A 13,233-nucleotide genomic window follows, 5' to 3' on the forward strand; every position below is an offset into this window, starting at 1 on the left:
CCGGCGGAGCGAGATGAATGCACCGAATGTCCTGCTGTCCCCCACCGCAGACCCCCGCGGATCGTACCCAACCGGCTACAGGCCGCTACGGTACCCAGCTGCGAGGGCCTTGTGCAGGGGAATCCCATGTGCGGGCCTCCTGCCCGATCCTCCAGACCGCTGGGATCAGTGAACGACGAAGGCCCGGACCGCTGAGCGGTCCGGTCCTTCTGCCGGCGGAGGATACGAGATCCGAACTCGTGAGGGGTTGCCCCCAACACGCTTTCCAATTCTCCCGAACGCCGTCCGCCGGGGTTCACACCCGTCCTGACCTGCGGCGGAGCGAACCGCTGGGCGGCAGCTGAACCCGGCTGGACCGGGGTGAATGAGACCAAAACTGAGACCACCGCCAGGCAACTGCCGCCCCTGGGACAACCCGTGTTGGAAGTCGAGAGGCGGCCGCGAATCCATACACTCAAGGACGGCTCGCACAGCGAGACGGGGTCGCTGACCGGGCCAGCCAGGTGGGGCTGCTCAGAACACGCTGACCGTACCGACCAGGAACCGGTGGTCGGCACCCATCCCCTCGATGTCGGTCACGATGTGTCGTCGACCCTTCGGACTGTCGCCGGGGGACCGAGACCGACTCAGGAGAGGAGTCCGGCAAGGGAGGTCCCTGCTTGACCACGTTGATCAAAAACAAGTGGTCCAGCAGAGACGGGCCCATGCCCTGTCCTGGATGTCCCCGTATCCCTCAGTGTCTTCCCAGCTCAGAGTACCCACGGAGGCATCAGGGACACCTTGCGACATGCCGATCCGACAGCCTCGGCAACGCAGCTGACGTACCACTGCAGCGGGCCGGACGGCCTGAGCCGTCAATCAACCACCAACGAGCTACGCCTGCCCACGTCGTGTCAGCCCAAGCGCTAGACGGTAGAGATCTGGAACTCGATAGCGCCGCACGTCATCATGAGTTCCCTCATGGATGGCGAGTAGTCCAACTTCCAATGCGAGATCGATTCGACTGAGCGCCGTCTCATCGTTCGCGGCGATGTCTGCCGCATCAATCGGGGTTCGACGCAAGCTGCGCAGCGTCTCAACGAGGCTTTCGAGTTCGGGGAATTCCTCTTGCAGAGCCTGCAGCGCCTCTTCGCTGATCTTGTCCAAGCTAGGCACGAGTGCACGAGGGCGCATGATGCTGCGGTCGTAGCTGCTGCGCGCCTCTTCACGTCGCTCCCACTGGACGGATTCGTGGAAGAGTTGAGAAAGGGATCGGGGACCGTGATCGCCCTGCCCGTCAGCCAGACGATTCCAGACCCAGTTGCGCGTGAAGGCGGTCTTGCCGCCCTTCATGCGCTCTCCGACGAGGAGATTCCAGGCCCGCCTAACTTCCTCATCCCCCCAGTCGTCCACCTTCTCTCCCGCTCGAATTTCCTCAAGCATTTGCCGAAAGGCAGCGCTCCTCGCGGCCTGCTTGAGGACCGTTTTGAAGTAGTCGTTCTGGTCGCGCCACATGAGCTGAACGGAACGGCCATAGAGATGACTCTTGTTCTCGAAACGCAGATCCTGCCAGATGTCAAAGCGCAACATGACCTTGAACGGAAGCCGTGGCATTTGGCCCTCAGTCTCGGTCAAGTAGGTCATGAGCCCAGACACGGCACGCGTCCGCCTCTTGCGGCTCTCCGCGTCATTTCCGAAGCCAGTGTCAAGACCATCGAAGAGCAGCATGTGCTTTCGAGTGACTCGCTCATTGATGTCTCTGAGCCATCGAGAGGCAAGGACCCCGGCCATTTGAGCTTGGGTCATTTGGACCACAATGTCGAGCGTGGAGAGCTCGTCGTAAACACTGCCGAGCAGGTCAGCAGTGAGCCCCAACCTTTCGGGAGGGCTTACGCGCTGCTCCTCGGGCAGTGCGAAATGGGCGGCCAGTGCTGTATAGCAGGGCCAGAATGTGGTCCATGCCGGCTTGCCAGCGAAAGATTCCTCGATGTTTGCCAATGCTTCTGCACCGAGACTCCACTTGAGGTTCCGCCTGAAGGCGTGCGGAGAGAATACGGGGATTGGCTCCTCCCCCTCCGCATGCTTCTCCATCAGCCAGCGAAAGACAGCAGTTTTCCCAGTGCCCTTCCTGCCCACGACAAGCGGGAATTTGGAATCCATTGCTTGCTGGACTACTCGCGTGTGAACGAAATCAGAAAGAAGGCTCTCCTGATTCTCTGCGGTTCCCGTCGAAAAGTCGAGTTCCGTGAGGACATCCTGCTTGTGCTGCCTTCCTGAAACCGACAACATTTCCGCTTGAGGCAATAGCAGTTCCATCCAGTCCGCAACTGGCTTGTACGCATCCAGGCTTCCCCCGCTGGCGGGGACCTTGTCGCGGAAGGCCGTCTCAGGCGAGTAGCCAATGACATGAGTGATTTCGTCTGCTCGCAGTGCATCGAAGTCCGCCGGCCGGCGTGTTTGTGCATCCGCAATCCACTCATCAATCCAGCCGATCGCTCGATCTCGCACTGTTTCGGCCGAGGGCCCTGGAGGCACGGGAGAAACCAGGAACCTGGGTTCCGGCGTGAGACGCAAGTCGGATGTCGACCTTCGGGCCTTGGCCGACAGCAATGACCTCACCAGGAGTTCAGTGCCCCTCTGAGCCTGGGGGTGAGGGAAGAAGCAGATCACTGCAAGATCCGAAACATCGAACAGTAGTGGGGCTGCGACAGGGGAGATGCCGGTGCGCGAATCGAGAAGAATCAACTCCGGGGCGAGTGATGACGACTTCGCCAGATCAAGGAGCTGGTGCAGCGGGTTGTCTGATTCCCTGTACCAAATCTCCGGATCGAGAAGCCGCAAGCGCTCCGCGTAATCACTTCCAAGTCGGCCAGCGGGAAGGCAGTAGAGTTCCTGCCCTTCGCTGACGCGTTGTACGTGGTCCCGAATCTCGACTTCTTCCCCTCGCTCGATGGAGAGGAGAAGCGAAAGTACTCCCTGGTCTTCCCCTGGCTCTTCACAGCCAAGGAGCGTGGAAAGTCCGGGGGCTTCCAGGTCCATGTCTACGCACAGAATGCTCCGACCGCGCTCAGCCAAGATGCGCGCTACTGATGCGAGCGCAGTGGTTCGCCCTACACCGCCCTTCAGAGAATAGAAGGTGACGACTGCCGGGAGGGAGATGTCCTGGTCGAGATCAGTTGCAAACGTCAGCTCTTCGTCGCTGTGGGGGCCGGAGAGAATTTCTGGCCAAAGCGGAAGTTGTTCAACATGCTCGTTAAATGGTGGACCGTACCACACTTCTTCGCTCGGCGAGATCAATTCGGCGAGAGAGATCTTGTCTTTGGCGCCAGCAAGTACGAGTTTCTGTCGCTCAACCTCTGTCAATTCTTCCAGCTCCGCGTGAACTACACGGACGAGAAAAGTCCCGCGGCCATCTGCAGCGATGTGAACTCGCGGCTCGACCATGCCTGAACTCTCTAGATTTTCGACGATCTTCCGGCGAATAGATTGAATCTTCTCATTGTCGCCGCTCATCGCCGCACTCCTCTATTTCCAGGCCGAGCATACCTAATTCTGAGAGTCACCATTGACGCGAGTTCTTGCGCCCCGTGCAGCAGATCTTCAGCCGAGCTTCCTTCTGGCAGCGCTGCATCGTACCTAAGACTCGTCGTCCAGAGATCCAGAAACTCCCGCTTGTGGCCGGAGAGATCTCGGCTGCGCAGGCCGGCCGCATCCCAAAGGCCCCGCAGGTTATGGCCCTCTGCCCCCGAGCGAGGGAAGGACTTGCCACTCTTCTGGAGTAAAGCCTTGAGTTTGCACTCAACCACGTACCCCGCTAGATAGACAGCGCCGCACATGAGTCCGTGGTCGCGCAGAAGCTTCGACTCTCGCTGTCTCGCGCGCGCTGCATCATCAAGCAAGTCTGGCCCCCTACTGTGATCTTGGCAGTCTATCCCTCACACAACCTCGATCAGACCGGTTGCGCAGGAGAGATATCACTTGCGGGTCGTGCGGCAGCATCGCCAGCATGAGCACGGCGATCCGACCCGCAGACCGTGACCAGAACGGGGACCGGATTGTAGGAGGCGCTGGGCCGGCGACGTGGAGACACCCGGGAAGCCACCCCGTCAGACGATCAAGACCGCAGACTCTCGCGCTCGACCGGCGCGAGTGCTCACAGAGCGCGTGGCGTCAAGGGTGACGGGCGACCGGACCGCCGTCACGTCATGAGCAAGGTCAGCGAAGCGAAAGTCATCGAGAAGGTCCGCGATCTATCGGCACGACTGCGGACGCAAGCAGGGCTACTACCATGCATCCTTCGGAACGAGGAGACGGCCAACACAAGGTCCCGCGCCGGCCGCCGCGTCATCGGCTGCCCGACGAACTTGATCCGCCTTCAGGAGCTGCACCGCGAGGAGTGGGAGAGGAAACGCACCTGTGCTGGTCCCAAGTGGCGCGAGAGCCACCTAACCCTTTGGTGGGTCGCTGATGCCAAGCACCGACTACGACACCTGGAAGCGCCTCCTGGAGGGCGCCAAGGTTTGGGACGGCCGGTTGGCATGACACGCGGCACACCGCGGCTGTTCGTTGACCTCGAGCGGAACGTCCTACGCCGGGTTGCCCTGCGGCGTGTGCGTGTCGCCCTCTGGTCGGAGGGCGCAGGCGACCAGCTGACATCGCTGACCATGAGCGCTCAGCACGAGCTGTGCTGGCGCTCACTGCTCGTAGGACCAGGCTTGGCCTGTCTGCCGGTACTGCTCGACGGGGATGGGCTCGACGCCGGCGGCCATGCGTGCGGTGTAGAGCAGGCCGTCGAGGTGATCGATCTCGTGGTGGATCAGGCGGGCGAGTCCGCGTTCGTAGGTGGTGGTGGCCACCTGGCCGTCCAGGGTGGTGGTCTCCACGGTGATCTGCAGCGGCCGGGGAACCAAGCCGCGAACGTCGAAGAACGACAGGCAGCCCTCGAACTGCTCGTCCGCCTCGTCGGCGTGGTCGGTGATCCGCAGGTTCAGCAGGACGATCGGCGGGCTGTCAGGGTCGGCGGGCTGGACGATGGCGGCGGCCCGGCCGATCCCGATCTGCGGTGCCGCGATACCCATGCCCTTGGCGAAGGGATGGACCTGGCCGATGCGCTCCATCGCGGTGAACAGCTTCTCGACGACCTGCTCGGCGGCCTCGCGCTCGGTGGGCAGGTCGAACGGGCGGGCGGGCTCGGCGAGGATGGGCGCGCCCTCCTGGACGACGCCGAGGTCACGCATCTGCTCGCTGGGCCGCACCTGGATCACCTGAACTCCCCTTGGATCGTGTCGCGTTCGGGTCGGGCCCGGAATCGCCATTCGAGACGGTACCGGGCGTGGAGGTCCGGTGTGGAGGTGCTCCAGGAGAAGACGCGCATGTCGCCCTCCTCGCGCCGGATCGGGGCGGTTCGAAGCGGTGCCGCTTCGGCGGTCATGGACGTCTCCATGCCCCACACGGCCGGGTTGAGGTCGGCGGGGAAGGCGAGTTCGACTTCGAGGTGTTCGGTGGGCAGGCGGACCGCGCGCTGGAACCAGCGGCCCCACTTCTCCTCGCCTACCGAGTAGGCGTACTCGATCCAGACCTCCTCGCCCGGGTAGAGCGGGAAGCGGCCGTGCTCGTTCTCGAAGAGCAGCCATATCTCCTTGAACGCGTCGCGGTCGTGCTTGGCCTGCCAGCGCATCGCTTCCCCGCGGCAGGTAGCGGTGAGCGCGAGTTCTTCCCAGGTCAACGGGTGTTGGCGGTAGTGGGCGTTGGAACGTTCGGGCTCGCCGGGGTAGCGGTCGACGCTGATGCGGATCAGGTAGCGGGTGATCGGCTCGCTGCCGGTGTTCCGCAACAGGCGACGCATCGTGAGCCGGTAGTGGGTGCCGTCGTAGTCCAGGCGGGCTCCGTCGTGGGCCACGACGATCGCCGAGCCCGTCGCGTACGGCTGCTCGGGCCGCCGCGGTGCCGGTGGGGACGGGGACGGCGCCGTGCGGGACTTGGCGGCCTCGTACTCCAGCCAGCGCTTCCAGATGGCCTTGCCCGCGTTGAGGATCTCCTCGGCCCGGCGGGCGAAGTCCTCGGTCGGCTTGTGCCGGCCGGACTCCATGTGGCTCACGTACGACGGGTCGAAGCCCATCTGGCGGGCCAGTTCCCGCTTGGGCAGCCCCCGGACCTCACGCCAGTAGGAGACCTCCGCCGCGAAGGCCTCCGCGGCCTGCTCGACCGTCGGGGCATCGCCTCGCGCGTCCATCAGTGCCCCCGCCCTGGCTGCTGGATGAGATGAATGAACCGTGAGTGATCTGGATTCATCATTCTGTCACGGCCCCGGTCGCCAGTTTCCTTCTTTTACCGGCCCGGGTCGACCCCCGGCCCAGAGAGGGAGGGCCCAAGCGATGCGCCTGCTTTACCTGCTCAACGTCTCCAACTCCAGCCAGCTGACCGCCGATTCCGGCTACACCTTCGCCGACATGCTGACCCCGGCCCTGGTCGATGCCGGGATCGAGGTCACGTTGGCCTCTCCCGTCCCGGCCGGCGACGACCGCGTGCAGTTCGTGCGGACCGCCTCGCCGTCGACCAAGTACCGGGCCCGCTTCAACCCGGGCGTGGGCGCCCTGGTGCGGCTGTTCCGCCGCCACCGGCCCGACGTGGTGGTGGCCAACCAGATCGAGGCCGCTCCTGCCATTCGCGCGGCGCTCCTGGAAGCCCGAGTGGACGCGCTGATCGCTGGCTACTGCCACTACCTGCCGTTCTCCTTCACCGACACCGGGCAGCTGGCGCTGGACCCCGCGATGGACGACGGCGGGCTCGGCCGCAGCGTGCTCCTGGCCTTCTCCGCCGGCCTCGCCGTCTGTGACCGCGTCCTGGTCCACTCCGGCACGGCCGCCTCGTGGACCGCCGCCGTCGCCACCCGCACCGGTGTCGAACTCGCCGAGAAGCTGCACGTGGTCCCCGCCCCCAGGGACGTGCGCCTGGTGCGGGAGCCGGCCGACTTCACCGCCCCCGCGGGCGCCGCTGTCGGCATCTACAACCACCGCCTGTACGCCCACTACGGCACCTCGCGCTTCACCCGGCTCGCCCGCCACCTCGTCGCCAAAGCCCCGGTACGGCTCACCGTGATGGACCTGTTCGGCACCCGCAGCGCCGAGCGCGTCCGCCTGGATCCCAGCCCTGAGCGGAACCTGGAGGAACTCGCCGCCGTGGACGGCGTCGACATCGCAACCGACTGCGGGGACCGCATCCGCTACCGCAACCTGCTCGCCGGAGCCCACTTCGGCATCGCGCCCTTCCGGCCCGGCTGCCCCTGGTCCATGTCGGTCGTCGACTGCCAGGCGATGGGCCTGCCCGTGATCGGCCCGCGCACCGGCTGGCTGGCCGAGCACCTCGACCCCGAGCTGCTCTTCGACGACGACGACCAGGCGGTCCGGATTGCCGAACGCCTCGCCACCGACCCTGAGTTCTACCTGCTGCAGGCCGAGCGCGCGTACGTCTCCACCACCGACCTCACGCCCGACGCGGTTGCCGCCCGCTACCTGGAGGCGATCAAGTGACCGGCTTCGACGCGGTCCAGCTCTCCTACGACGAGCCGCTGGCCGACTCCCTGCACACCCGCCTGGCCCGAGTACTGGGCGGCAGCGTCAAGCGCCTGCACGGGGTGCGCGGGATGCGCCGCGCCTACCGCCTCACCGCCGAGCTGGTCGACACCGACCAGTTCTTCCTCGCCGACGGCGACTTCGCGATCGACCCCGAGTTCCTCACCAGCTCGGTGGAGCCGCTGGCCGCGGGGGTGTCGATGCGGGTCTGGCGGGCCGTGAACCCGGTCAACGGCCTGACCTACGGCTACGGCGGACTCAAGCTCATCCGCACCAGCGCGCTGCGGGAGATGGGCCAGGCCGTCGACGTGCTCGCCGCGCTGCCCGGCCGGGTCGAGTTCAGCCGGCACACGGCCGGGATCACGCTCTTCAACCAGACCCCGTTTCACGCCTGGAAGGCGGGCTTCCGCGAGTGCGCGATGCTCGCGCGCGGCAGCGAGTACGGCATGACCGATGCCTCCGCCCAGGAGCGCATCGACGCCTGGAAGGCCGGCAAGGACGGCGACTTCGCCGACTACGCGTCCGCCGGCGCCCGCGACGGGATCGAGTTCGCCCATGCCGCGGCCCGCGACCCCGAGCGCTTCGAGGCGCTCAACGACCCGTCGTGGCTGCACCGGCACTTCATCACGCTGCACGGCGAACAGGCGGTCGCCGGATGAGCAACCGCCCCGGCCCGCTGGTCCTGATCGAGCCGAACGCCCACCGAGGCGGCGGGCACCACCAGCGCACACTGACCGCCCTCGCCGCCGCCCGCCCGGGCGCCGTGGTCATCACCCCGGAGGGGATCGCCGACGGGCCCGGTGCGCTGCTGCGATCCGGGGCCTGCATCACCGCCGGACCGGTGGGTACGGCGGCGAAGGTTCTGTTGGCCGGAGCGCGAGCCGCAGCATGCGTGGCGACCGCTGGAAAGCGGGCCTTCGGCTCGCGACGATGGCCGGTAGCGCTGCGTCGCCTGCCGCACCAGGTCACTCTGCTTGCCCGGTGCCTGACCGAGGCAGCCTGCCTTCGTACCGCCCGGCGCCTCGTACCGCAGCCGGCCGCCGTGGTGATCCTCAGCGCGAGCGAGGCCCTGCACGGCACTGCGGCCCTCCTCGGCGGCACCCCGCACCTGCGGTTCATCCACGAACTGGTCACCAGCGAAGACCTCCCCACCCGGCTACTGGGCCGACTCGCCCGCCGAGGCGCGGAACGAGTGGTCACGCTCTACCCGACCAGCTCCGTCCGCAACCAGCTCCAGGGGGCGTTCCCGCGCCTCCGCGGCCAGGTGCGACCGTTCGCGGTCGACGACGGCCGACGCCTGACCGATGCCGAGCGCGACGGCGCGCGCGCCGCCTTCACCATCCCGACCGACGCGACGGCGGTCTGCCTGGTCGGCGGCTGGTGGCCCTACAAGGACATCACCACCATCGACGCCGCCCTCGCGCACCTCACCAAGCCCCTGCACGTCCTGGTGTGCGGCAGCCCGCTGGACGAGAACGTGCTCGCCCGCTGGCACCAACTGCCGCAAGTGACGCTCCACACCGTGCCCGGCCCGGTCGAAGACCAAGTACTGCGGCTGGTGTACGCCGCGGCCGACGCCGCGCTCGTCGCCCGCAAACCCGGGGTGGGCAAGGAATCCGGCCTGGTCATGGACACCGCCCGGCTCGGCGTCCCGCTGATCGTCTCCGACCACGACCCGGACCTGACCGAACGGCTCGGCGGCCAGCCCTGGGCCCGGCTCTACCCGGCCGGTGACCCGGACGCCTTGGCCGACGCCCTGGACCGGCTCTCCTGCGAGCCGCCCAGGCGGCCGGGGCCGCAGGCACCGCGGGCGCTGGACATGCACCCGGCGGCCGAGCAGGCCGCCTTCCTCACCGACCTCTACACCAGCCTGACCAAGGAGCGCCGATGACGCCCGCACCCGCCGCCCTGGTCGCGGTGATCGGACCGGTCGAGCCGGCCCTGCTGACCGCCTGGACTGCCCACTACCGCCGGCTCGGCATCGAGTCCTTCCACCTGGCCTTCCACTTCCCCGACCACGTACCCGACGCCTGGCGCCGCCAACTGCTGGCCACCGCCCGGGAACTCGACCTGCCCACAGGACAGGTCAGTACCGGTCCGTGGCACGAGCACACCAACACCGAACTGCGCGACGCGCTGCGCGAGCAGGCCGGGCCGGGCTGGCACCTGCTCGCCGACTCGGACGAGTTCCACGCCTACCCGGCTTCGCTCGGCGAGGTCACCACGGCGGCCGAGGAGAACGGCCGGGCGGTGGTCGGCGGGCTGATGCTCGACCGGGTCACCTCCGACGGCCGCCTCGCCCTCTGGCGCCCCGAGATCGGGCTCGACCGCGCCTTCCCGCTCGGCGGACACCTCACCCACCACCTCCTACGCGGAGACCCCCGAAAGATCGTCCTCGCACTCTCGGACGTCGCCGTCGCCTCCGGGAACCACCGAGCCCCCGGCCGCAAACCCGACCCCCACGCGCTCGCGTGCGTCCATCACTTCAAGTGGCGCTCGGGCGTTCTGGGCGACCTGCGGCGCCGTGTCGAGAGCTTCACCTCCGGGGCCTGGACCGAGCAGAGCCCCGCCGTCCGCAGCGAGGCATCCCGTCTCCTGCGGCACGTCGACCGCCACCACGGGCGCATCGACGTCTCCGACCCCCGCCTCGGCTTCCGCCACGTCACCCTCGACCGGCTGCCTGACGGCTGGGCCGCCGAAGCCGCCCGGATCGCCACCACCTGGCGCCCGCCCCGTCAGGACCGGCCCGGCTCCACGATCTCCTCGCCCTCTCCGTGAGGAGCCTCGAAGCGGGCGAAGAAGTCGTCTAGCGCCTCCGGCGTCACGATCAGCGAGTTCGCGTCCCCCCGCTGGTTGCGCTCGGCCAGCCTGCGAAGCAGCTCGTCGCGCTCCACCGGGAAGTACAGCAGCCGCCACCGCCCGCCGGCCGACTCCACCAGCTCCTTGATCGCGTCACGGTCCTTGCGCGGCCACAACCCCTGGTCCCACACCACGTCCCGGCCCGCGGCGATCAGCTCGGCCAGCCGATCGTGCAGCTCGGCGACGACCGGAGCCTCCTTCTCGAAGTAGGTGTCCTCCGGGTAGTCGACGCCGTACCGGCCGTGCCGCTCGTGGACGACCTCGTCCACCGACAGCCGCACCGCCCCGCGCGGCTCCAGCTCTCGCTGGGCATAGGTGGTCTTCCCCGAACCGGTGAGCCCCACCAGCAGGTACACGACGGGACCGCTCTCACTCACTGCCAACTCTCCTCACCACCAACGGCGTTCACCGGCCAGTCTGCCACCGCTGGCCCGCCCGCGAGCCCGATTGGCCTGCCACCGCCCGAAGGAGCCGCTCCGTGTCCGCCGCCCTCCTCGCCCGCGCGCTGCGGGCCTACGTCCGCCACGCACCGACAACCGTGGGCAAGGCGCAGCTCGTCGGCCGCTTCCTCGACGAGCACCTGCGAACCCACCCGGTCCACACCACCGTCCGGCTTATCTCCGGCGACCTGGTGACCGTCGCCACCAGCGACGTCATCCAGCGCTACCAGTACCTCTTCGGCGAGTGGGAGCCGAACCTGAGCGCCTTCCTGCGCGACCGCCTCCGGCCCGGGGACACCTTCATCGACGTCGGGGCCTACCGCGGGGCCTTCAGCCTCCTGGCCTCCCACGCCGTCGGCCCACAGGGCCGCGTCGTCGCCATCGAGCCCTCCCCCCGGTTCCACGACGACCTGACCGCAGCCGCCACCGCCAACCGCCGCACCAACATTCGGGCCGTGTGCGCGGCTGCCTCCGACGCCCACGGCACGCTGACCCTGTACCTGGAGGACCCCGCGAACCTCGGCCACACCATCGCCGTGCGTCCCCGTCACGTCCACACGGCCTTCCAGACAACCACCGCGCCCCTGGCCGAGCTGGTCAGCCGGGCCGAACTCGCCGGCGCCCGCATCATCAAGATCGACGTCGAAGGCGCCGAGGCGGCTGCGATCCGAGGACTGATGCCAGCACTCCCGCACCTGCGCGAGGATGTGGAATTCGTCGTGGAAGTCACCCCTGGACTCCTGGCGAAACAGGGCGAGAGCGCCGTCGGCATCATCGAGGCCCTGCGCGGGCACGGCTTCCACACGTACACGCTCGCCAACGACTACGACGCGGCCAGCTACCCCCTGGCCATGCGCCGGCCGAAGCCGCCCGTCCGGTGCGCCGACATCCCGAAGCGCATGACCGACCTGGTCTTCTCCCGCACCGATGCCGACCGCCTCGCGCTCGGGCGTTGACCAGTACCCGAGCGTTCCACTGACATCCTCCGGCACGCTGACAAGGAGTGGATACCGTGACGAACACCAGCGTGATGAACAGCCGCAACGCGGTGTGCGTGATCGTCCACGACAAGGACAACGACACGATCGCCGCCGTGCTCTACGGAGCCCGGAACTGGTCCCCGCAGCCGTCCTGGACCGTCCCTGGTGGCAAGGCCGAGCCCGGCGAGGCCCTCGACGAGGCCGCGGCCCGAGAACTCAAGGAGGAGACCGGCCTGCTCGTCGACCCGGCCGACCTCGTCCTTGTCCACGTCATCCACGTCGCGCAGGGCTGGGACCAGGCCGGGCACTTCGTCCTCTTCGTTTTCGCCGCCGACAGGTGGACCGGTGAACTGACCAACACCGAGCCGGACAAGCACCTGGCTGCCCAGTGGGTCACCGCGAGCGTGTCCGAAAGATCGTGTAAGTCCGTGATGTGACAGCCTGGCCGAGGGCTCGGCCTCGGGTCTTCTGGCCAGGCGGGACGGACGAGTCATGGTGGATAAGGAACCGGTCGCCGCGGTGGCCGAGGATGCGTTGGTCGACGAGGTCGTCGGGCGGTTGATGGACCGCGCCGATGCCTCAGGGGCGGCCCTGCTCGGTGAGGGCGGGTTGCTGACGGAGATCACCAGGGCCGTGCTGGAACGGGCCCTGGAAGCCGAGATGACCCAGCACCTCGGCTACGAGAAGTACGATCCCGAGGGCCGCGGGTCGGGCAACTCCCGCAACGGGACGTCACCCAAGACCGTGCTGACGGACGTCGGGGCGGTCACGCTGGCGGTGCCCAGGGATCGCAAGGGCGACTTCGAGCCGCAGCTGGTGCCGAAGAACTCGCGGCGGATGGCGGGCTTCAACGACCGCATCCTGTCCCTGTATGCGCGTGGTATGTCGGTGCGGGACATCCGCTCCCACCTGGCCCAGATCTACGGGGTCGAGGTCAGCCCGGACCTGATCAGCAAGGTCACTGACGCGGTCGTGGACGAGCTTGTGAGCTGGCAGAATCGGCCACTGGACGCGGTCTGGCCGATCATCTACATCGACGCCCTGTGGGTGAAGATCCGCTCCGGACCGGTGAGCTCGAAGCCCGTCTACCTCGCGGTCGGGGTCGACATGGACGGCCGCAAGGACGTGCTAGGCCTGTGGGTCGGCGCCGAGGGCGAGGGCGCCACCACCTGGATGGCGGTGCTGTCCGAACTGCGCAACCGCGGCGTCGAGGACGTGTGCATCGTCTGCTGCGACGGGTTGAAAGGCCTGCCGGAGGCGGTGACCGCCACCTGGCCCCGCGCGACCGTGCAGACGTGCGTGATCCACCGAAGCCGTCAAAGAACAACATGGTGGTCTTCGGGGTCGTGGGCGTGTGTCGAGGCCAGGAGATCGGCTGCGGTGGCGTATTGGCGTTCGGCGGGA

At 67.4% G+C, this 13,233-nt stretch carries 12 protein-coding genes; 7 read left to right on the forward strand and 5 right to left on the reverse strand.

The features are described from left to right. Positions 1-873: 873 nt before the first annotated feature. The 4 genes from ACIQIB_RS25950 to ACIQIB_RS25965 all read right to left on the reverse strand — a co-directional run bounded on the left by ACIQIB_RS25950 (position 874) and on the right by ACIQIB_RS25965 (position 6,211). Positions 874-3,492 (reverse strand): tyrosine-protein kinase family protein, encoded by a 2,619-nt coding sequence (locus ACIQIB_RS25950; RefSeq protein WP_400760968.1) that lies wholly within the window; start codon positions 3,490-3,492, stop codon positions 874-876. After that, the gene (locus tag ACIQIB_RS25955) at positions 3,489-3,878 is read right to left on the reverse strand and encodes a HEPN domain-containing protein (RefSeq protein ID WP_400760970.1); all 390 of its coding nucleotides are present in this window, start codon (positions 3,876-3,878) and stop codon (positions 3,489-3,491) included. The genes ACIQIB_RS25950 and ACIQIB_RS25955 overlap by 4 nt, the downstream gene beginning before the upstream one ends. 795 nt (positions 3,879-4,673) lie before the next feature. Next, on the reverse strand, positions 4,674-5,243 hold the full coding sequence (locus tag ACIQIB_RS25960; protein WP_400760973.1) for a peptide deformylase: 570 nt from the start codon (positions 5,241-5,243) through the stop codon (positions 4,674-4,676). Beyond that, on the reverse strand, positions 5,240-6,211 hold the full coding sequence (locus tag ACIQIB_RS25965) for a helix-turn-helix transcriptional regulator (protein WP_363603997.1): 972 nt from the start codon (positions 6,209-6,211) through the stop codon (positions 5,240-5,242). Before ACIQIB_RS25965 ends, ACIQIB_RS25960 begins: the two co-directional genes overlap by 4 nt. 142 nt (positions 6,212-6,353) lie before the next feature. Between ACIQIB_RS25965 and ACIQIB_RS25970 the strand changes: the two genes are divergently transcribed. From ACIQIB_RS25970 to ACIQIB_RS25985, 4 genes are read left to right on the forward strand one after another with little or no spacing between them, the layout of a single operon-like run. Further along, positions 6,354-7,508, forward strand: coding sequence for a glycosyltransferase family 4 protein (locus ACIQIB_RS25970; protein ID WP_363603998.1), 1,155 nt, complete (start codon positions 6,354-6,356; stop codon positions 7,506-7,508). Next, positions 7,505-8,209 (forward strand): hypothetical protein, encoded by a 705-nt coding sequence (locus ACIQIB_RS25975; RefSeq protein ID WP_363603999.1) that lies wholly within the window; start codon positions 7,505-7,507, stop codon positions 8,207-8,209. The genes ACIQIB_RS25970 and ACIQIB_RS25975 overlap by 4 nt, the downstream gene beginning before the upstream one ends. Then, positions 8,206-9,441: a glycosyltransferase gene (locus ACIQIB_RS25980; RefSeq protein WP_363604000.1), complete on the forward strand. Its 1,236-nt coding sequence runs from the start codon at positions 8,206-8,208 to the stop codon at positions 9,439-9,441. Before ACIQIB_RS25975 ends, ACIQIB_RS25980 begins: the two co-directional genes overlap by 4 nt. Beyond that, on the forward strand, positions 9,438-10,328 hold the full coding sequence (locus ACIQIB_RS25985; RefSeq protein ID WP_400760976.1) for a hypothetical protein: 891 nt from the start codon (positions 9,438-9,440) through the stop codon (positions 10,326-10,328). The genes ACIQIB_RS25980 and ACIQIB_RS25985 overlap by 4 nt, the downstream gene beginning before the upstream one ends. On the opposite strand, the gene ACIQIB_RS25990 is transcribed toward ACIQIB_RS25985, so the two are convergent. Further along, the gene (locus ACIQIB_RS25990; RefSeq protein ID WP_363604004.1) at positions 10,286-10,786 is read right to left on the reverse strand and encodes an ATP-binding protein; all 501 of its coding nucleotides are present in this window, start codon (positions 10,784-10,786) and stop codon (positions 10,286-10,288) included. The genes ACIQIB_RS25985 and ACIQIB_RS25990 overlap by 43 nt on opposite strands. Positions 10,787-10,887: 101 nt before the next feature. Between ACIQIB_RS25990 and ACIQIB_RS25995 the strand changes: the two genes are divergently transcribed. From ACIQIB_RS25995 to ACIQIB_RS26005, 3 genes are all read left to right on the forward strand, one after another. Next, positions 10,888-11,805 (forward strand): FkbM family methyltransferase, encoded by a 918-nt coding sequence (locus ACIQIB_RS25995; protein ID WP_400760979.1) that lies wholly within the window; start codon positions 10,888-10,890, stop codon positions 11,803-11,805. A gap of 56 nt (positions 11,806-11,861) precedes the next feature. Next, positions 11,862-12,266, forward strand: a complete 405-nt coding sequence (locus ACIQIB_RS26000) for an NUDIX domain-containing protein (protein WP_400760982.1) — start codon at positions 11,862-11,864, stop codon at positions 12,264-12,266. A gap of 55 nt (positions 12,267-12,321) precedes the next feature. Further along, on the forward strand, positions 12,322-13,233 hold a 912-nt coding region (locus ACIQIB_RS26005; RefSeq protein WP_400760984.1), incomplete at its 3' end, for an IS256 family transposase.

Origin of the sequence: Kitasatospora sp. NPDC092286, from assembly GCF_044755565.1 — a bacterium.
Lineage (GTDB): Bacteria > Actinomycetota > Actinomycetes > Streptomycetales > Streptomycetaceae > Kitasatospora.